This is a genomic window from Photobacterium japonica, from assembly GCF_050337005.1.
GTDB classification, from domain to species: Bacteria; Pseudomonadota; Gammaproteobacteria; order Enterobacterales; family Vibrionaceae; genus Photobacterium; species Photobacterium japonica.
This window is the reverse complement of record NZ_JAKJSN010000027.1, coordinates 43,883-62,836: the sequence shown is the minus strand read 5'-3', so window position 1 is coordinate 62,836 and position 18,954 is coordinate 43,883. Positions and strand designations below refer to the sequence as shown.

Sequence of the window (18,954 nt, the reverse complement as noted above, 5' to 3'; positions counted from 1 at the left end):
TTTGGCGGCGGCCAATAAGGACGGCATATGGATGGCCAGAATCATTTTTTATTAATGGCGCATTATAATGCGCGAATGAACAAACAGGTGTTTGAGCAAGCCCGTACACTGAGTGATGACCAGTTACATAGTGATAGAGGGGCGTATTTCTCCTCTGTCATGGGGACGTTGAACCATATATTGGTGGGTGATCTGATATGGCTGGCGAGGTTCTCGATATATTCAGAACGCTATACATCATTAGTGGCATTGTCATCGATTAAGCGTCCTCAGGCGCTTGATGATATGTTGTATGCATCCATCGCGGATTTGTTTGAAGCAAGGATGTTGGTGGATAGGACGATTATTCAGTGGCTTGAAAGTGAAGCGATAGCGTCTGATTTCGCTGAGGTACTTGAATACAGTAATACGAAAGGTATCGTGAGTAAGCGAAATTTTGGTGAGCTTGTCAGTCATCTTTTTAATCATCAGACACATCATCGCGGGCAAGTGTCTACATTGCTTCATCAAGCCGGGCGTGATATTGGTGCGACGGATTTTTTGCTGGATATTCCTGTGGATCCGTGAGCAATATTAGCGTATGACGTTGTTCTTTGACTGTGTTGTGACTGACGATTGTCGATTATTGATTGATGTTTTTTGATAGGGGACTGAATGGAACTCATCGAGTTGGCAAATACGGACGCTCTTTACAAAGAGGCTCTCGATTTACGGTATGAATTATTTTTCCGTGAGCCAGGCCTGCCACGAGATATTTTGTTTGATGCGCTAGAAAAAGACAGCGTTCATATTGCCGGGATACAAAATGGTGCATTATGTGCGTATGGTCGACTCAGTGAAGAAAGTCCTCGACGATTTAAAATATCTCAGATGGTCGTTTGTCCAAAGCGACAAGGGCAAGGTTTAGGTACGCGTGTGCTCACGGAGCTGATCCATATTGCTCTTGAGATGAATGCTGAAGAAATATATTTAAATGCCAGACTGCATGCCGTATCCATGTATCAAAAGTTGGGTTTTGAGCTGTCAGGGGATGTTTTCATAGCAACGAGTACGGGTGTTCCTCACATTCAGATGGTTAGGCGCGATGACATGACCCCAAGAGGGACTCGGGGCTGCGATTAAACACAAATCTACTGTGTATGCCATCTTCTTTCGCGTATTTATGCTTTTTCATCAGGCGTAAGCGCCAAAATCCAATCCGCTATCAGGGTAATATCAGTTTGCTTGCCATCTAAAAAACGCATGGTGAGTCCGCCAAACAGCAGTGCCAATGCCTGTTCTGCGTGCTGTTGCCCGACAACTTTGCTCAACTCATGCTTGAATTGTTGGTTGGCCATGACTAACAGATTGTCGTCACCCACTTGCTGATCATTCTTGTGCTTGGTGTATTCAAGCATCAAGGTGAGCTCACCGCGAAATCGTGTATCTAATGCAGCGATCAACAGCGTGAGCATGTGTTTCTTTTCTTGCGGTACCGCTTCACCCTCCGCTAAACCATATAGTGTGCTGGGTGCCAAAAACATTACTGTACTGGCTTTAAACAGCTCTTCTTTACTTGAAAAGTAGTGGTAGAGAGCGCTTTTTGAGATGCCAAGTGCGTCTGCGATACCACGCATACCTAAGCCATTGAAGCCGTGTTCAGTAAAAATATCGACGGCCCTTAGCGCCAACGCTTGACGGTATGCGCTGTGATCAACAATTTTGGGCATGGAAATCTCCTTTGTAGTCCATGTGGACTATATTGATTTTCATGTAGTCAGTCTAATGAAATTTTATTATAGACCATTTGGACTAAAAAATTGACAGGGTAAGTTTTGATCGATTAAGCTTTTTATAGACCAGGTGGTCTTTTTAAATATCACTTACCCATTTAACCCAGTCAGCACGTAGAGGTGTGACGATGTCAAAGCGTAAAACCACGATCAACAATGCCCATATCAGCTGGGATTGTGAGGGCAAGTTCAATTTCACGACCGGATTTGGTGCCACCAAAGCAGAATCGGTAATCGCAAACTATGCGGCGCTGATTGCTCCTGTCATTTTGTACTTTTTCTCCTGGCAATATTTAGGCTGGAGCTGGGTGCAAATCATTGTCGCGGCGTTGCTGACGTTAGACATGATCGGCGGGGTGTTGACGAATTCATTAGGCTCAATGAAGCGGTACTTGCATACTGAACAATCATTGGAGGTGTCTTGGCTGGGGAAGTTGGTCGGCAGCAAGTTTTTGTTTCCCGCTGTGCATTTTCAGTTGTTTGCGGTGCCACTGTGTTTTGATATCGCGTGGTCTTATGCGTTCTTCTGGTATGGCTTAATGATGGCTGCGATTATTGTGCTTCATTGGTTGCCGATGTATTTACATCGCCCTGTGGCATTGCTGGTGGTGATGTTATCAATCATCCTATCAACGTTAGTGCCATCGCCAGTCGGTTTGGCATGGCTAGCCCCGATTTTCATTATTAAATTGGTGTTATCTCATGGTGTTCGTGAAGAGCCATACCGCCCAACATTAGCGGATTAAGATTGGCCAAGCAGTGAGTGTAACTGCCAGATTGCAGGTACTTTATCGGTAAATGTCCACGTCAGTGAGGCAATTTGCATAAATGCCTTAGCCTAAATAATCAAAAAAGCGTTCAAAATGGGGCAACAATGGGCTAAGGGGTGATGATCATCACAAAACCTGTTATACTCCAACCAACTTAGTGAGAAAGTCGTCCTTCAAGGCGGCTTTTTTATTGCTTGATAGTCATCATTATTGGAACAGTACATTGATTTCAACAGCTAATATCACAATGCAGTTCGGCGCGAAGCCTCTGTTTGAGAACATTTCAGTTAAGTTTGGCGAAGGTAACCGTTACGGCCTGATCGGGGCGAATGGTTGTGGTAAGTCAACATTCATGAAAATCCTTGGCGGTGAGCTAGAGCAGTCCTCTGGTACTGTTTCAAAAGATCCTAACGAGCGTATGGCTAAACTGGGTCAGGACCAGTTTGCTTTTGAACAGTACACCGTTGTTGACACCGTTATTATGGGTCACAAAGAACTGTGGAAAATCAAAGAAGAACGTGACCGCATTTACTCGATGCCTGATATGTCTGAAGAAGACGGCATGCGCGTGGCAGATCTTGAAGTAGAATTTGCAGAAATGGACGGCTACTCAGCAGAAGCACGTGCAGGTGAATTGCTGCTTGGTCTAGGTCTTCCTGAAGATCTACACTTCGGCCTAATGAGTGCTGTTGCACCCGGTTTGAAAGTACGTGTTCTATTGGCGCAGGTTCTGTTTGCTAATCCAGAAATCATGCTACTTGACGAACCAACGAACAACTTGGACATTCATACCATTGCATGGCTTGAGCGTGTCCTTCTTGAACGTAACTGCACCATGATCATCATCTCGCACGACCGTCACTTCCTAAATAGCGTATGTACACACATGGCTGACTTGGATTATGGCGCGCTTCGTCTGTTCCCTGGTAACTATGATGAATACATGACGGCTGCAGAAGCATCACGTGAGCGTCTACTAGCGGATAACGCGAAGAAGAAAGTACAGATGGCTGAGCTGCAAACGTTCGTAAGCCGTTTCTCTGCGAACGCATCAAAAGCGAAGCAGGCGACATCGCGTCAGAAGCAACTTGATAAAATTCAGCTTGATGAAGTAAAAGCATCAAGCCGTCAGAACCCATTCATCCGTTTTGAGCAGGAAAAAGAGCTGTTCCGTAACGCGTTGGAAGTGGAAGGTCTGAAGCAAGGTTACGGCGACAACATTCTGATTAATGGCGTGAAGCTGTTGGTTGAAGTGGGTGAGCGCGTTGCTATCATCGGTGCCAATGGTATTGGTAAGACGACATTGCTTAATACTCTAGCGGGCCAAATGGCACCAATGGACGGTATGATCAAGTGGTCAGAAAATAGCAACATTGGCTTCTATGCGCAGGATCACAGTTCAGATTTTGATACTGACCTGAACCTTGTTGACTGGATGGGTCAGTGGAAGCGTGAAGGCGATGACGAGCAAGTTGTTCGTGGTATCCTTGGCCGTATGCTGTTCTCTCAGCACGACATCAAAAAGTCAGTACAAGTACTGTCTGGTGGTGAACAAGGTCGTATGCTGTTCGGTAAGCTGATCATGCAACGTCCAAACATCCTACTAATGGATGAACCAACGAACCACATGGATATGGAATCTATCGAGTCGTTGAACCTTGCACTAGAGAACTACAAAGGTACATTGATGTTCGTTTCTCACGACCGTCAGTTCGTATCGTCTATTGCAACGCGCATCATTGAAATCACCAAAGATGGCGTGGAAGATTTCCACGGCACTTATGAAGAATACTTGGCGAAGAAGGGCCTAGAAGGTTAATGACCTTTTAGCGTTAGCTGATTATTATAAAAGCCGCCGTTAAGGCGGCTTTTTTCTAGGACACGTTTATCTCCCCCTATATCATCGCGTACTGATACTGCGCACAGGTAACGGGCGGAGGAAAATAAGAGAGGATACATGAAGATTTGGGTTGATGCCGATGCGTGCCCGAATGTCGTTAAGGACATTTTGTTCCGTGTGGCTGATCGTGTGGGTATAGAGGTCACGCTAGTGGCGAACCAATATATTCGTACGCCGCCATCGAAGTTCATTCGCTCTATTCAGGTAGAATCGGGTTTTGATGTGGCGGATAACTATATCGTCCAGGAATCTGCACCCGGCGATTTGGTGATCACCGCAGATATCCCGTTGGCCGATGAGTTGATCACGAAAGGGGCACATGCCTTGAACCCACGCGGTGAAATGTACACGAAAGAGAACATTAAACAGCGTTTGCAGATGCGTGATTTCATGGAAACCATGCGCAGCTCTGGGATTCAAACGGGCGGTCCTGCACCGTTGAACCAGGCTGATCGCCAGAATTTCGCGAATAAACTCGATACCTTTATTGCCCGTCATTTTCGTAAATAGCGGACAGACGACACTGAGGTTACGCTTGCCTTTGCACTCAACGTTGCAATAGAGCAACGATAGAATCATTCTGTAAGCCAGCACGATGCTGGCTTTTTTATTGGAAAAAAGGTGGTTGGTGAGAAGAGAGTGTTGATTGTTCAGACGGCGGTATCGCCGCGCGTTTCTGTTTGATATGACTGACGATCATGTCGATATCTGCTTTTGATTCGACCCCGTTAAATAGCGATATCGTCTTCCCTTCTGTGGTCAGTAGAGTCAGTGAGTAATGTTTGACTTTTTCCCCCTCGCTGGTGGCGTGCACCATATAGGGGGAAGGATAAATATCAGTAATATGATTAAGATAAATAATCTTCTTTGTTTTCCAAGGGAGCGGGGCATTATATTTTACAAGCATATTGGCATTAATCACTAAGACAGTATGATTAATGCAAGTCGCAAAAAATAAATAACTCAATATAAACCAGGAAAAGACGAAATAGTGTATGCTGAAAAACGTGATGTATTCTTTATTCAGTACGCTATGTTGAATAGTTATGCCAATGAGTTGAATTAAGGAAAAATAAACGCCTAAGAGAATAAGGCTTTTAAACGTAAACCAAGACTTATGAATATGTAAGATTTCGCCTTCATGATGTGTTGTGACTTTATTTACAGCATGCTCACTCATAAAATGGACTCGCTTTTATCTGAAGGGGATGAAATCGATTACATTAACGGTGAAATACGGTGGAGTGAAAATCTGCTTGTCATTATCCGTTAGACTTCACGGTTTAATCGACGATATTTCATGGGATTTCTGTATTATTCTATGCTTTGTCGATAAATTCAGTTTTGAGGGGGGAAATAAAGCGTATGAAACATCGTATTCGAGCCGCTGGGATCCTGATAGAAAATGATACGGTTTTATTACTCAGGGTGAAAGACGCCAGCGGCGAGTATTGGATCCCACCTGGTGGCGGTGTAGAAGAAGGGGATATCAGTACCAAGGATTGTCTACGGCGAGAGTGTTTAGAAGAGACGGGCCTCACGGTGACCGTCGGGGAGCTGCTGGCGGTACGGGAGTTCCATGAAACCACCTCGCAGCGCTATCACGCGGAGTTCTTTTATCACATCATGGCGCATCAGGGCGATCCCCATTTGAATAATTTGCAGGGGCTCAATGATGAACACTATATTCAAGGCCTTGAATGGGTACCGCTGCACATGCTCACCACATTACGGACGTATCCGACGGATATCACCGCCTTGATTGCGCGTACCATGCAGCAGTACTACAGCCTGCATCTTGGCTGTTATATACAGGGGGACGCAGACCGAATTAACCACCTGAAGTAAGGGGAGCCTGAATGTTTATCCATACATTACGCGCGACACATTAGGGCTTTTCTGTGGTTTCATTGATCGCGTTTGGTTGGTCGTTATCGGCTTTTGGGCTTTTTGTCTGTTTATCGGTACCAGATTGGGAAGATTCGGCTTTTTTCCCATCTTTATCCGTATTGCCTTTGTTATCTGAGTCTTGGTTTTTTGCATCTTGGGTATCAAGGTCTTTTTTGTCGCTGTCTTTCACCATGAGCGATTTGGGCGTGGACTTTTCTTTTTTCGCCAATCGATAAGCCATCGCCAATGAAAATGCAGAGTCTTTGTCGGTGAGCAGCTTTTCAAGGGCCTCACTGTCTACTTGATCAAATTTCCCCATCTCTTTTGCGGTGCGTTTCGACAGGCCAATATCTTGATCATCTGGGGTATCCACCATAATGGTGGCCGCCTCGGTAATGGCGGTTGCATACTCCTCTGGGTCATTGAGGTTATAGTCTGAAATTTTCATTTTCTTGCGTAAGGCTAATGCCCAATGTAAGGCAAGAAAGGGAATATCGGCTTGTGTAGTATTTTTTCCATCAGGTTTCGGCATCGCATAGCTAATTCCATCAAGGAAATTAACTAAAGAGAGATATTTATCATGTTTGAGTTGTTTTAAACCGATGTATTCCGGTAAATCATCCGGTGATATTTTCTTCCCTTTGTAGTTCCTCAGCCACACTTCACGGTCATTATTCATCTCTGCCCAGAAGTCATCGCCCGATGCCAATAAATTATGACTGATTTTAACCATCACGGGTACGCTGGTACCGCCATTGGGCATATCCCAAAAACTGGAAAGTACAGTTAGGTGATCCACGAGATAGAGAATGCCTTCTTCTGGGCCAATAATGACATTGCTGAGCGCATCCACATCGGTGCCCACGTCGGCTTTGCAGGTGTAGCTTTCAGGATCCAGTGGAGAGGCATCGTCATCCCACTTTTTAATTCCTTTCGCGCCATTAACCCGGCATAGCGTATCGAAGATGTGTTTACGGTCATTGGCGTAATATTGCAGCTTGGCGTATTCCGCATCGTAATCGAGAACCGCCTGTGTAGGCAGTAATTGATCTAAAGTGACGGTAATAACATCGCCATTTTTTAAGGTGCTGTACGTGATTTTTTCTGCCAGCGCCGTGGGCGTCAGCAGGAGGGCGGTGAATCCAAAGTAAGAAAGAGAGAGCACGTGCCAGCAATGCATACGGTATCCTCATGGAGGGAGTAATGCATGAAGTCTAGCAAAAGAATACGCGGGTAGACGGGGATGGCTTGTACAAATAAGGAGAAAATGAAAGCGTAACGCACTGAGCAAGGGTGACATTACGCTGACACGTCGATGGGGGCTATCAGGCGAAGCGTTGCTCTAAGTAGGCAATGATATCGTTGGATTCATACATCCAGTTAACCGTGCCCGCGTCGTCTTCGATACGCAAGCAAGGGACTTTGCGTTTACCGCCTCCGGCAATGAGGGCTTCTTCGTGCTCGGGTTGTTTCGCATCCCGGGTTTGCAGTGGCAGGTTCAGGCGTTTTGCGGTGCGGCGCACTTTGACGCAGAACGGGCATGACTCAAACTGATATAACGTGATGGCTTGCAGTTCTTGTTCGATTTTTTGTTGTGATTCGCTGTCACGTTGGATCGATTTCGGGGAAAAAACGGCATTGAGCAATAAGATTAACTTACCAAGCACAAGGCGGATCACTTTCATAGTCTGACTTCCTTTTATTGAGTTATCACACGATCCTACTGTATATCGTCATCGAAGTGCAATCATTGACTACTTACTATTCAGGAGGCGGTTTAGCGCATGGTATTGATAAATTAAATAAGGCATTTGATTTATACCTTTTTAAAATAAACAAGACCTACCTCTGTTTTTATTTGCAAAAGGCATTGTTCATTCAAAAATAAAAGACGACTTGGCTCACTGCTTGGATAATTTCTGTGCGGGTTAATGTCAATATAGATGAGATTCATTATGATTAATCATTATGCATGAAAAGGCATTATGCGTGCTTAAAAAAGTATCGATATTAATCTGTGATGATTCGCCTGTCGTACATCGCTCTATGTTAAAGCAGCTAGGTTGCTTTGATGGCGTTGTGTTGTATTTTGCAGAAAATGAACAAGAAGCGCTTGAACGGTTAGCGATCTCAGAGATTGATGTGTTGTTTTGGGGCTCAACCATGCCGGTAATAGTGGGTTTTGACGTGCTTAGGCTGCGTTCTGTTAACCCGCATCCCACACAGATCATTGTACTGTCGGCTGAGAGAGAAAAGCCGGTGCTTGCTAGCAGCTTAGCGAACGGTGACGTGAGGTGTTTGCTCAAATCGTTTACTCAACAGCAATTGCTTGAAATGCTGACACAGTGCGGTTTCCCGTTATCTGTAGATCGTACGTCAGTGCAGAGCGTTTACAGTGCAACGCTGGCAGATACCTCCCTTCCAGATACAGCGGAATACATCACGGCGTTTAAAAACGTGGCCAATGTCGCGTTAGGGCGGGGAGCGGCGATTATCTCTGATCATTTTGGTGAGTCTATCAAAATGCCCTTTCCTAATGTGGCGATGCTCAGTGCCGGCGAATTGGCAATGACCATCAATGATATCAGGCAGTCGCATCAAACGACGGCGATAGCGCAACGGTTTGTGGGGGGAGGTATACATGGTGAAGCTTTGGTGAGTTTGTGCGGGGAAGACATCTATGCGTTCGGTGAACGTTTGGGTTTTAGTCAAGTTGACGAGTATAAGAGTGAAATCGTGATTGATATTGCGAACCTCATGGTGTCGTCATTCTTGGTCTCGCTGTCAGATCAATTGATGATCCCGTTCTCTGTCCGTCAACCCATACTCATGGAAGAATACATGGCATGGGGTGAAAGAAAATGCGAAATAAATGAGTTATTTACCGTAGAATACCGCTACCAGTCAGAATTGCTGGATGTTGAGTGTCATGTGCTCTTCATGTTGGATCAGCATTCCACCCAAGTGATCAAACAAATGATGGAGACATTGCATTGATGGATCAAGGAGGCGTTGCTGATAGCTATCTTACGATGCAAATTATTGACAACATAGACGCTGGGGTGGTCATGTTAGATAAGGCGTATCGGGTGTTGTCATGGAATACGTTCATGCAGGCGTACAGTGGGATCAGTGATGATCAGATCATTGGAAAAAATCTGTTTTCAGTGGTACCTGATTTGCCTGAAACGTGGTTGAAGAATAAAATTCAGTCCACGTTTAAATTAGGCACTCGCTCTTTCAGTTGCTGGGAAGATCGGCCGCATGTGTTTCAGTTCAGCAATTTCAGTCCTATCACTGGCGGTTCGTCATCGATGTATCAAAATCTGATACTAACGCCGCTAAAATCAGGGAAGGGGGCGTTTACCCATATTTGTCTGATGTTAACGGATGTCTCGGACATAGCGAAAAGTAAGAATCACCTGCGGGAGTCGAACGCGCAATTAACACACTTGAGTATGACGGATCGATTGACGCAGTTGTACAATCGAGGGCATTGGGAAAGTTGTTTATCCGATGCGTTCGACTACTGCCATAAAACCCAACAGCCGGCCAGTTTGGTGATGTTTGATATTGACCACTTTAAATTAGTGAATGATACCTTTGGGCATGTGATCGGTGATGCGGTAATTAAAAATATTTCCAGTATATTGCGCCGTACCAAACGCCAAAGCGATATGGCAGGCCGTTATGGGGGGGAAGAATTTGGTATTATTCTGCCGCAAACGACGGCTGAGCTGGCACTGTGCTTTACTGAACGGTTACGTCAACGTGTCGAAGAAGATGCCGTGACGGTCGATGTACGGGACGTGAAGGTCACAATTAGTTTGGGGATCTGTGAATGGTCTCCTCGGTTAAAAAACTATGAGCATTGGCTAGAATGTGCCGATGCGGCGTTGTATAAATCGAAGAAGAGTGGACGTAACCAAAGCGCCGTCCATTATATCGCGGGTGTGAATAGCGAGACGGATATGTCCTCAATGGCGTAGCGCATCGGCGTGTTGCGAATGCATGTTTATATTGGCTTATGATGATGGGCAAAAAGGCGGAGAGTATCTTGCCTCGCTCGCAATAGTCATAAGTTAGGTTTAGTCAGTAAAAAGAGTTGAGTTGTACCATGGTTGTAGAGTCTGAAGGTTATCACGCACTGATCGAGTATTTTACCGAGCACCTGTCACTGTTTGAAAAACCGGCCGCTGATGTCTGTGACGAGACAGTGGAAGATGTAGTAATGGATATGATTGCGACCAATATTATGGCCGTGTTTGCCCAAAATCCGGATTTGCATCCTGATGTACGCTTCAAATTAATGCAAGAAGCGGATGCGGTGATGGCGGATCTGAGTGAAGTGCTGGCAGGGGCGTGGTCACGCAGCCCGACCAATGAGCAAGTGGTCTTCCTTGAAGATTATATTGGCTTGGTTAAAAATTTATTTGATACCGCCATCAGCCAGCAAGCCGCATTAATGCCGGCGTAATTCTGATTGAAATCTGTCGGTAACGTCCGCCCCCATACCCGCCTTAACGCGTGCCAAATACGGAAAGGTGGGTACGACGTTTATCAATAATGATTGCAACCCCCCCTGACGCCAGTACAATGCTGGCGTTTTTTGTATTTGGTTGAATCGTTATGCGTATACATGCTGTCCATACTTTATATGATGAGCGCCTTGCGCGTTCTACCCGTCCTTTTCTTGCTCGCGGAGGGAAAGTGGAGCGTTGTGGTTTTTGCATGTTACGTACACATCTGTGTATTTGTGCCAATAAACCAGAGATAGACTCCAACGCGGCCTTCTTGCTGGTAATGTACGATGATGAAGTGCTTAAACCGAGCAACACAGGGCGTTTGATCGCAGACCTGTTTAAAGACACTTATGCCTATATTTGGTCACGCACAGAGCCGAATGCGGACATGCTGGCACTGTTGGCCGATCCGCAATGGCAGCCGTATGTGGTATTCCCTGCGGAATATGCAGAGCCGGAGCGTGTTGCCCCAACCGTGACCCTTGCAGACGGTAAGCGTCCACTGTTCATTATGCTGGACGGGAGCTGGGCGGAAGCGAAAAAAATGTTCCGTAAGAGCCCGTACCTGAATCACTTCCCCGTGTTATCAATTAGCCCTGAGAAGCCGTCACGCTATAAAATGCGTGAAGCCTCGAAAGAGAATCAATTGGGCACTGCGGAAGTGGCTGCGCGTATTATTGACTTGTATGGCGAGCAGAAAAACGCGGACGTGCTGGACCTTTGGTTTGATGTGTTCCGTGAGAACTACATTACTGGAAAAATGAACCGCCTGTTGCCGGATCACAATAGCATTTCGCAGCTTCAATCTTACATGGCCACGTATGCGTAATTGATCGCGATAGCGTTTTACATTGGTAAGTTAATGACAAAGAAGGCGTCATTTCTGCAAAGAAATGACGTTTCTTTCAACAAACGCGAGAAATCTCATAGTAAAACAGCGTTAAATTAGTGTTTGGTCACAGTCTGTAGGTGTAGAACTGTGGATAATTTTTTCAGTTTTGTTTTTTTATGATTTTTATCGGAGAGTGCAGGATGTACTACGGCTTTGATGTAGGTGGAACCAAAATTGAATTTGGTGCGTTTAATGAAAAATTAGAGCGAGTGGCCACGGAGCGCGTACCTACACCGGGTGACGATTACAACAAACTGGTTGATACCCTGGTTTCAATCATTGAAAAAGCAGACAACGAGTTTGCGTGTGAAGGTCATGTGGGTATCGGTATTCCGGGTATTGAAGACGCGGAAAATGGCACCTTATTGACCTCTAACATTCCCGCAGCAATGGGACGTAACCTACGTAAAGATCTGGAAGAACGTTTAGGTCGCAGTGTTGCGATTGATAACGATGCGAACTGTTTTGCGCTTTCAGAAGCGTGGGACGAAGCGCTGCAAGGCGAAAAATCGGTACTGGGTTTGATTCTGGGTACGGGTTTTGGTGGCGGCTTAGTGTTTGATGGCCAAGTGTTCTCAGGCAAAAACCACGTGGCGGGTGAACTGGGTCATACCCGTATGCCTATCGACGGTTGGTTCCACTTGGGTGAAAACGCCCCGTTGTTTGATTGCGGCTGTAAGAACAAAGGCTGTATCGATAATTACTTGTCTGGTCGTGGTTTTGAGCAGCTTTACGCGCATTATTACGGTGAGAAGCTAAAAGCGGTTGAGATCATCACTCGCCACGCAGAAGGCGAGGCGAAAGCGGTTGAACACGTTGATCGCTTCATGGAGTTGTTGGCGATTTGTTTTGCCAATCTGTTTACCGGTCTTGACCCACACGTTGTGGTACTGGGCGGCGGTTTGTCAAACTTCGAGCTTATCTACACAGAAATGCCGAAGCGTTTGCCGAAGCACCTGTTGTCAGTGTCTCGCGTGCCGACCATCATCAAAGCGAAGCACGGTGATGCGGGCGGTGTCCGTGGCGCAGCCTTCCTGAATATCAAACAATAAGGCGCTCGTCGCTGAGTCACTCCTTGATAGTGATTTGATATTGAATAGAAATTGATGAAAGCACAGCATGGGTTATCCCTACTGTGCTTTTTCTTTTCTGCACATTTTTCTCCTCGAAAACACATCATTCGTATTCCCTGGCGGGTAAGTTTGTTAGAATCCGGCTCTTTATATTACGCCGGAACTTTTCATGTCTTTCCAATCTTTGGGCTTAAGTAGCCAACTTRTTGAAATAATTAACGAAATTGGTTTTACTGAGCCGACCCCTGTTCAGTCTCAAGCCATTCCAGAGATCTTGGCTGGTCATGATGTCCTTGCGGGGGCGCAAACGGGTACCGGTAAAACTGCGGCGTTTGGTTTGCCATTGATCCACCAGCTGTTAGCGCGTCCCGTCGTTGAGCGCAGCAATAAACAAATTCGCGCCTTGGTGTTAACGCCGACGCGTGAATTAGCCCAGCAAGTGTATGAAAGTTTGACGCAGTACAGCCAAGGGGTTGCGGTGAAAACGGCCGTGGCGTACGGCGGTACTAGCATGAAAATGCAAATTCAGGCGATCCAAGCCGGTGCCGATATTTTAGTGGCGACCCCTGGACGTTTATTGGATCACGCACACGTGGGTACCGTGGACCTGCGTCAGGTTGAATTCTTGGTGTTAGATGAAGCTGACCGCATGTTGGATATGGGTTTTATTGACGATATCAAACGGATCATGCGTCGCATGAGAGTCGAGCGCCAAACGCTGTTTTTCTCCGCCACGTTTGGTAAGCAAGTGAAAAAACTGGCTTATGATATTTTGACTGATCCTAAGCTGATTGAAGTGACGCCAGCAAACTCGACCGCAGTAACGGTTGAGCAAATGGTGTATCCGGTGGATAAACACCGTAAGAGCGAATTACTTGCCTACCTTATTGGTTCGCGTAACTGGCAGCAGGTATTGGTCTTCACCAAAACCAAGCAGGGCTCAGATGCACTGGCAAAAGAGTTAGGCAAAGATGGCATCAAAGCGGCCTCGATCAATGGTGATAAAAGCCAAGGGGCACGCCAGCGTGCGCTGGACGATTTTAAATCAGGCAAAATACGCGTGCTGGTGGCGACAGATGTGGCTGCGCGTGGTCTGGATATCGAACAACTGGAATACGTGGTTAACTTCGACATGCCATTCCAAGCGGAAGATTACGTGCACCGTATTGGTCGAACTGGCCGTGCAGGGATGACGGGCCATGCTATTTCATTGATGAGTATTGATGAAGAATGGGCGCTGCGTGCCATTGAAGATTTGCTGGATAAAAAATTACCGCAACAGTGGTTAGAAGGTTATGAGCCAGATCCAACCATCGAACCGCCAGAAAACCAACGCCGTGGTCGTTCTGGGGAGAAACGTCGTGCGAAGGCTAAACATAAAATTCATAAAAATCGAGGCCGTCACTCAGCACGATAACGGGTATCGAATACCAAAAAGCGCTGCTTACGGCAGTGCTTGTTACTTTTCAAATGAAAATAAGCAACAAATAAGATAATTATAAATAAGAATYGTCGGGGCGATCTCGTTGTATCAAGAAACTGTTTGGGATGTGCAATTCATTCTGATAATGTCATCAAATTGTAATATATGCTTATAGCGTGAAGTACAGATACTGGTTGTTTCTGTTAATTTACATGATTTTTTAGGTGTCAAGAAGTTGTCATGAGTAGGTATTTCAATGGATAAGTTGCGTCGTCATTTGCGACATACTGCTTACGCATTATTATCCTTTTCCTTTTTTTCCTATCTGTTTTATGCGTTAGGCGGTTTCGATAAAGAATATAGCATCAGTGCAAAAAATTCGTCGGTGAAGTGTATTGATGACCGTACCCAAGGTGGCAATACCGTTTCTGAAATAGATATTAATGGACAATCATTGGTATTGAATTGTGACATTGGTGACAAAGGTCAGTGGCCTTATTGTGAAATTGCGATTGATTTATCTAAGACCACTCAAGGGTTGGACTTGAGTAATTTCCACTCAGTGGGTATTGATGTGGATTACTTTAGCGCAGTGGAAGGTGAACGTATTCGCATCTACTTGCGTAACTTTGATCCGGCGTATTCGAGTAAAGAGGATCCGGTCTCTCTGAAGTTTAATGCCATCGAATATGCCCCCGGGATTGATCAGGGCTTAACCGTGATCCCGCTAGATGCCTTTCAGGTGCTGTCATGGTGGATTGCGGAATATGAACTACCGATTGAAACCTCGGGCCCGCAGTTTAATAACATCGTGCAGATTGAAATTGCGACCGGCAGTTATGTGAAGCAAGCGCATTACACCCTTCAATTGAACCGTTTGGTTTTTTACGGTGAATGGGTGAGTGAAGAGTTGTTGCTACGCATTAATATGGCATTGTGGGTATTAGCGGCCGCCTGTTTCTTGTTTGTGGAACGCCGTCGTTTGAACGTACAATTGAAAGAAATGGTCGCCAAAGCGGAATTCTTGAAAGATGCCAATGAAAGTTTGCATGAGCAGTCATTGAAATTTGAAGAGTTGGCGTATACCGATAATTTGACGGGAGCACAAAACCGCCATGCCGTCGACTGTTGGTTAAAGGAAGTGTTGGCCTTCTCGAAATTGAACGGTCACGCCTTCTCGATGGCATACATTGATATTGATTACTTCAAAAAGATCAATGATACCCATGGTCATCGCGTCGGTGATGAAATCCTGAAAGAGTTTGCGCGAGTGTTGAACTTACGCGCCAGAAAGACAGATGTTGTTGTTCGTTGGGGCGGTGAAGAGTTCATCGTGTTCTGTCCTGCGACAGATCTTCGCGGGATCAAAGAGTTCGCTGATATGATCCGTACGATCATTGAAAGTTATCAATGGTCAGGTAGCCTCACGTTGACATGCAGTGTCGGGGTGTCGGAATACATTCCAGGCGAAACTATTGATAACTTTATCCAACGTGCGGATCTTGCATTGTATAAAGCGAAACGACAAGGACGAAACCGCGTCGAATCGATGGATTGATTCGGCATTAAACAGAACCAGCCCTTGTGGCTGGTTTTTTTATTGCCGATTTTTACGATGACCGCGAGGTTGATTTGATACACTGCTCAAAAATAGGAGAAGGAATAAGGCATGATCCGTTTAGGCATTATAGGTACCAACTGGATCACTGATCAGTTTATTCGCGCTGCGTTAGCAACGGGCCAGTATTCACTGAATGCGGTGTATTCACGCACCATGGAAACGGCGCAGCAATTTGCGCAAAAGTATCACGTCACGCACTGCTTCGATAGCCTTGATGCCATGGCGGCATCGGGTGAGGTTGATGCGGTGTACATTGCTAGCCCTAACTCGCTGCATGCAGTGCAGGCCCGCGTTTTTCTGAATCATCAGATCCATGTGATCGGTGAAAAACCGTTAGCCTCTAATCTCGCAGAGGTGGAAGACCTTATCGTTTTGGCTCAGCAACAGGGTGTTGTCTTGTTTGAAGCCATGAAAACGCCGTATACCCCTAATTTTGACGTGATCAAACAATCCTTGCCAAAATTAGGCCGTTTGAGGAAAGTGTCTTTTTCGTACTGCCAATATTCTTCTCGTTATGCCAAGTACCTGCAGGGGGAAAACCCGAATACATTTAATCCGGCATTTTCAAACGGCTCATTGATGGACATTGGTATCTACCCATTGAGTGCCGCAATTAGCCTATTTGGGGAGCCGAATAGCATGACGGCGCAAGGTGTGCGATTAGATTCGGGCGTCGATGCTCATGGCACACTGGTATTGCACTACCGTGACTTTGATGTGACGATCAGCCACTCCAAAGTCAGCGATGGTTATATCCCGAGTGAGATTCAGGGTGAGCAGGGCACATTGCTGATCGATTTTATTTCGGAATGTCATGGCGTGCATTTGCATCGTCGCGGTGAACCCGCAGTGAATTTAACGGTTGAACAAGATGAGAATGCGATGGTGTATGAAGCGGCGGAATTTGCCTGTTTAGTGCAGAGCAAGCAAAGTGAACACGCTGGGTTAACCCGTACACATATTGTGAGTGCGATTATTACGCAAGCCCGAGAGATCATGGGTGTGCGTTATCCGGCGGATGATCTATAACGGTTAGCGGGTTTGGGTTCATTGTCTCAATCTAGAAAAGAAACAAGGTGGCGATGAGGCCACCTTGTTGGTTTATGGACGGTGAGTAGGACTTGAATGTTTGATGATGAAAAATTGACTACCAGAACAGGTAAGCCATCACGGATAAGGCGCCGATACACACTAGGTTTAAGTAAATTCCGACCTTCATCATCTCTGTTTGCTTGATATGGCCTGACCCAAACACAATGGCATTTGGCGGCGTTGCCACAGGCAACATAAAGGCACAAGAGGCCGCAATTGCTATCAAGGCAGACAGAATGACCGGAGAAACACCGAGCGCTTCTGCTACGGTCGCAAAGACCGGCACTAGCAAAGCTGCACTGGCGGTATTACTGGCGAATTCTGTTAAGAACACGACAAAGGCCGCGACTACCAAAATGGTAAAGAACAGGCCAGCTTGTGCCAGGAAACTCCCCAAGCTGTGCGCCAAGAACACGCTCGTCCCCGTCGCTTTTAAGATGTTACTCAGGCAGATGCCCCCACCAAAAAGTAATAACACCCCCCAGTCAGTCGATTTTTCAATATCTTTCCATTGCACAACGCGAGAAGCCCCTAACATGACAATGGCTGACAGGGCTACAAGCGTATCAAATTTACTGAACCCGCCCAGAAAGGCATTGATGGGTTTGCTGAAGATCCAAAGGAAGACGGTAATGGCAAAAATGGCCAGTGTGATCAGCTTGCCGTTGCTCCATGTGACAGGTTTATGGTCAAGTTCAAAGGTATGCTTCAGGTTGGGTTTGAGGATCATGTACAGCATGAAGACGGTCAGCGGTAACAAGACCAATGAAATAGGTACACCAAAGGCCATCCATTCGGTAAAGCTCAATCCGACCTCTGCTGCCGCAATCGCATTTGGTGGGCTACCGACAATGGTGGCGATCCCGCCGATGCTGGCACAGTAGGCGATCCCTAACAACACAAAGACGTAAGTGCTGCGTTCGCTTTTCGCATTTACTTTATTTAGGACGCCGAGAACCAATGGCAACATCATCGCGGTTGTTGCGGTATTACTGATCCACATGGATAGCACGGCGGTAACGCCAAATAGCATGAATACCGCGACAGACATGCGACCTTTGGCGATCAGGAGTACCTTATCGGCGATGGCTTTATCCAGCTCTTGCCGATGCAAAGCGGCAGCAAGGGCAAAGCCCCCTAAGAATAAGAAGATAATGGGGTTGGCAAAATTACTGAGTGCTTGCGGGGTTTCAAAAATACCAAAGCCGATAGCAAGAAGCGGAACAAGGATAGCGGTGATGCTGACATGCAGGGCCTCTGTCAGCCAGAGCACAGCAATGAAGACTAAAATACTGAGGCCTGTGACAACATTTTTTTCAAACGGTAAAGTATTTAAAAGGACGAGAAATAACACGATATCAGCGAGTAATATCATGCTTTTTTTATCAAACAGCCATTTTTGTATTGTCATGGTCAGGGTAGTCATAGTGATTCCTTTGCTTGATTATAGTTATTGTAGGGCCATGTATTTCCTTAGCTAACACGGTGAAGGCTAACAAATGTTTTGTTTTTGTTAATTGACTGCTTTCTGATTGTGGATATTTCGTGTTGAAAAATTTTAGTGCTGTGAGCTGAGTAGAATTAATGGGGTGAGCGTATCTAATTGTTATTTCAAATACGCATAACAGGTTGGTGATGTCGTGCGGTGTGCAGGTTGCATATCTACAAGGAATGAAAAGGGATGTGCGTTTTTGTGATGTGAGTCCAATACTTTTTATTTGTTATTCTTCGCGTATTCTGCTTATAGAGTGGCTTGGTTATTATAGGGTCATTCAAGGATGATGATTACTATAATATAGGCTAGGGAATGGATAAAAAACAACGTGTTATGCGACAGCGCCTTCAGCGTGATGCGCAGACTCACATGCGTAGTGTGCGTGCGAAGTTTATGCGGTCATTTGGATCGGCAGAGAAAGCAGACAAACAATAATATGCGATGATGATAATCGTATATAAATGAAAGCCACTGAATCACAGTGGCTTTTTTATTGTCATGAC

The 18,954-nt window shown here is 45.8% G+C and carries 19 protein-coding genes; 14 read left to right on the top strand and 5 right to left on the bottom strand.

From position 1 onward, the window contains the following. Positions 1–27 precede the first annotated feature (27 nt). Positions 28–567, top strand: a complete 540-nt coding sequence (locus L4C36_RS12030; protein WP_428478048.1) for a DinB family protein — start codon at positions 28–30, stop codon at positions 565–567. 87 nt (positions 568–654) lie between these two features. Continuing rightward, entirely contained in the window at positions 655–1,122 is a 468-nt protein-coding gene (locus L4C36_RS12025) for a GNAT family N-acetyltransferase (RefSeq protein ID WP_428478047.1), read from the top strand. A 38-nt stretch (positions 1,123–1,160) separates the two neighbouring features. On the opposite strand, the gene L4C36_RS12020 is transcribed toward L4C36_RS12025, so the two are convergent. Next, positions 1,161–1,709, bottom strand: a complete 549-nt coding sequence (locus L4C36_RS12020) for a TetR family transcriptional regulator (RefSeq protein ID WP_428478046.1) — start codon at positions 1,707–1,709, stop codon at positions 1,161–1,163. A gap of 191 nt (positions 1,710–1,900) precedes the next feature. Here L4C36_RS12020 and L4C36_RS12015 point away from each other — a divergent pair, with 191 nt between their 5' ends. The 3 genes from L4C36_RS12015 to L4C36_RS12005 all read left to right on the top strand — a co-directional run bounded on the left by L4C36_RS12015 (position 1,901) and on the right by L4C36_RS12005 (position 4,952). After that, a complete protein-coding gene (locus L4C36_RS12015; protein ID WP_428478045.1) occupies positions 1,901–2,518 on the top strand; it encodes a hypothetical protein in 618 nt (205 codons plus the stop codon). A 247-nt stretch (positions 2,519–2,765) separates the two neighbouring features. After that, positions 2,766–4,361: an ABC-F family ATPase gene (locus tag L4C36_RS12010; RefSeq protein ID WP_428478044.1), complete on the top strand. Its 1,596-nt coding sequence runs from the start codon at positions 2,766–2,768 to the stop codon at positions 4,359–4,361. Positions 4,362–4,499: 138 nt separating this feature from the next. Then, a complete protein-coding gene (locus L4C36_RS12005) occupies positions 4,500–4,952 on the top strand; it encodes a YaiI/YqxD family protein (RefSeq protein ID WP_428478043.1) in 453 nt (150 codons plus the stop codon). Positions 4,953–5,049: 97 nt separating this feature from the next. Here L4C36_RS12005 and L4C36_RS12000 read toward each other — a convergent pair whose 3' ends face one another. Then, complete coding sequence (locus L4C36_RS12000) at positions 5,050–5,622, bottom strand: hypothetical protein (RefSeq protein WP_428478042.1); 573 nt, start codon at positions 5,620–5,622, stop codon at positions 5,050–5,052. A 185-nt stretch (positions 5,623–5,807) separates the two neighbouring features. Between L4C36_RS12000 and L4C36_RS11995 the strand changes: the two genes are divergently transcribed. Next, positions 5,808–6,290 (top strand): NUDIX domain-containing protein, encoded by a 483-nt coding sequence (locus L4C36_RS11995; RefSeq protein ID WP_428478041.1) that lies wholly within the window; start codon positions 5,808–5,810, stop codon positions 6,288–6,290. Positions 6,291–6,330: 40 nt separating this feature from the next. Here the strand turns inward: L4C36_RS11995 and L4C36_RS11990 are convergent, their stop codons facing one another. Continuing rightward, a complete protein-coding gene (locus L4C36_RS11990; RefSeq protein ID WP_428478040.1) occupies positions 6,331–7,512 on the bottom strand; it encodes a ParB/Srx family N-terminal domain-containing protein in 1,182 nt (393 codons plus the stop codon). A gap of 145 nt (positions 7,513–7,657) precedes the next feature. Beyond that, positions 7,658–8,017, bottom strand: a complete 360-nt coding sequence (locus L4C36_RS11985) for a glutaredoxin family protein (protein WP_428478039.1) — start codon at positions 8,015–8,017, stop codon at positions 7,658–7,660. Positions 8,018–8,321: 304 nt separating this feature from the next. Here L4C36_RS11985 and L4C36_RS11980 point away from each other — a divergent pair, with 304 nt between their 5' ends. From L4C36_RS11980 to L4C36_RS11945, 8 genes are all read left to right on the top strand, one after another. Next, complete coding sequence (locus tag L4C36_RS11980; RefSeq protein ID WP_428478038.1) at positions 8,322–9,329, top strand: response regulator; 1,008 nt, start codon at positions 8,322–8,324, stop codon at positions 9,327–9,329. After that, a complete protein-coding gene (locus L4C36_RS11975) occupies positions 9,329–10,321 on the top strand; it encodes a sensor domain-containing diguanylate cyclase (protein ID WP_428478037.1) in 993 nt (330 codons plus the stop codon). Before L4C36_RS11980 ends, L4C36_RS11975 begins: the two co-directional genes overlap by 1 nt. 128 nt (positions 10,322–10,449) lie before the next feature. Continuing rightward, entirely contained in the window at positions 10,450–10,809 is a 360-nt protein-coding gene (locus L4C36_RS11970; protein ID WP_428478036.1) for a DUF3802 family protein, read from the top strand. 152 nt (positions 10,810–10,961) lie between these two features. Further along, entirely contained in the window at positions 10,962–11,684 is a 723-nt protein-coding gene (locus L4C36_RS11965) for a tRNA-uridine aminocarboxypropyltransferase (protein WP_428478035.1), read from the top strand. A 203-nt stretch (positions 11,685–11,887) separates the two neighbouring features. Further along, positions 11,888–12,799, top strand: a complete 912-nt coding sequence (nagK, locus tag L4C36_RS11960; RefSeq protein WP_428478034.1) for an N-acetylglucosamine kinase — start codon at positions 11,888–11,890, stop codon at positions 12,797–12,799. A gap of 190 nt (positions 12,800–12,989) precedes the next feature. Further along, positions 12,990–14,237 carry a DEAD/DEAH box helicase gene (locus tag L4C36_RS11955; RefSeq protein ID WP_428478033.1) on the top strand — a complete coding sequence of 416 codons (1,248 nt, stop codon included), beginning with the start codon at positions 12,990–12,992 and terminating at the stop codon, positions 14,235–14,237. 262 nt (positions 14,238–14,499) lie between these two features. Then, positions 14,500–15,801 carry a GGDEF domain-containing protein gene (locus tag L4C36_RS11950; RefSeq protein ID WP_428478032.1) on the top strand — a complete coding sequence of 434 codons (1,302 nt, stop codon included), beginning with the start codon at positions 14,500–14,502 and terminating at the stop codon, positions 15,799–15,801. A 111-nt stretch (positions 15,802–15,912) separates the two neighbouring features. After that, positions 15,913–16,893 (top strand): Gfo/Idh/MocA family protein, encoded by a 981-nt coding sequence (locus L4C36_RS11945; RefSeq protein WP_428478031.1) that lies wholly within the window; start codon positions 15,913–15,915, stop codon positions 16,891–16,893. Between the two features lie 118 nt (positions 16,894–17,011). On the opposite strand, the gene L4C36_RS11940 is transcribed toward L4C36_RS11945, so the two are convergent. Further along, positions 17,012–18,382 (bottom strand): SLC13 family permease, encoded by a 1,371-nt coding sequence (locus L4C36_RS11940; RefSeq protein ID WP_428478030.1) that lies wholly within the window; start codon positions 18,380–18,382, stop codon positions 17,012–17,014. Positions 18,383–18,954 lie beyond the last annotated feature (572 nt).

What these genes read in the sequence shown, in the direction of transcription:
- L4C36_RS12020 (WP_428478046.1), bottom strand. Translation starts at nt 1,709, where the DNA reads ATGCCCAAAATTGTTGATCACAGCGCATACCGTCAAGCGTTGGCGCTA.
- L4C36_RS12005 (WP_428478043.1), top strand. Translation starts at nt 4,500, where the DNA reads ATGAAGATTTGGGTTGATGCCGATGCGTGCCCGAATGTCGTTAAGGAC.
- L4C36_RS11965 (WP_428478035.1), top strand. Translation starts at nt 10,962, where the DNA reads ATGCGTATACATGCTGTCCATACTTTATATGATGAGCGCCTTGCGCGT.
- L4C36_RS12000 (WP_428478042.1), bottom strand. Translation starts at nt 5,622, where the DNA reads ATGAGTGAGCATGCTGTAAATAAAGTCACAACACATCATGAAGGCGAA.
- L4C36_RS11985 (WP_428478039.1), bottom strand. Translation starts at nt 8,017, where the DNA reads ATGAAAGTGATCCGCCTTGTGCTTGGTAAGTTAATCTTATTGCTCAAT.
- nagK (WP_428478034.1), top strand. Translation starts at nt 11,888, where the DNA reads ATGTACTACGGCTTTGATGTAGGTGGAACCAAAATTGAATTTGGTGCG.
- L4C36_RS11940 (WP_428478030.1), bottom strand. Translation starts at nt 18,382, where the DNA reads ATGACTACCCTGACCATGACAATACAAAAATGGCTGTTTGATAAAAAA.
- L4C36_RS12015 (WP_428478045.1), top strand. Translation starts at nt 1,901, where the DNA reads ATGTCAAAGCGTAAAACCACGATCAACAATGCCCATATCAGCTGGGAT.
- L4C36_RS11950 (WP_428478032.1), top strand. Translation starts at nt 14,500, where the DNA reads ATGGATAAGTTGCGTCGTCATTTGCGACATACTGCTTACGCATTATTA.
- L4C36_RS11975 (WP_428478037.1), top strand. Translation starts at nt 9,329, where the DNA reads ATGGATCAAGGAGGCGTTGCTGATAGCTATCTTACGATGCAAATTATT.
- L4C36_RS11995 (WP_428478041.1), top strand. Translation starts at nt 5,808, where the DNA reads ATGAAACATCGTATTCGAGCCGCTGGGATCCTGATAGAAAATGATACG.
- L4C36_RS11945 (WP_428478031.1), top strand. Translation starts at nt 15,913, where the DNA reads ATGATCCGTTTAGGCATTATAGGTACCAACTGGATCACTGATCAGTTT.
- L4C36_RS12030 (WP_428478048.1), top strand. Translation starts at nt 28, where the DNA reads ATGGATGGCCAGAATCATTTTTTATTAATGGCGCATTATAATGCGCGA.
- L4C36_RS11990 (WP_428478040.1), bottom strand. Translation starts at nt 7,512, where the DNA reads ATGCATTGCTGGCACGTGCTCTCTCTTTCTTACTTTGGATTCACCGCC.
- L4C36_RS11970 (WP_428478036.1), top strand. Translation starts at nt 10,450, where the DNA reads ATGGTTGTAGAGTCTGAAGGTTATCACGCACTGATCGAGTATTTTACC.
- L4C36_RS12025 (WP_428478047.1), top strand. Translation starts at nt 655, where the DNA reads ATGGAACTCATCGAGTTGGCAAATACGGACGCTCTTTACAAAGAGGCT.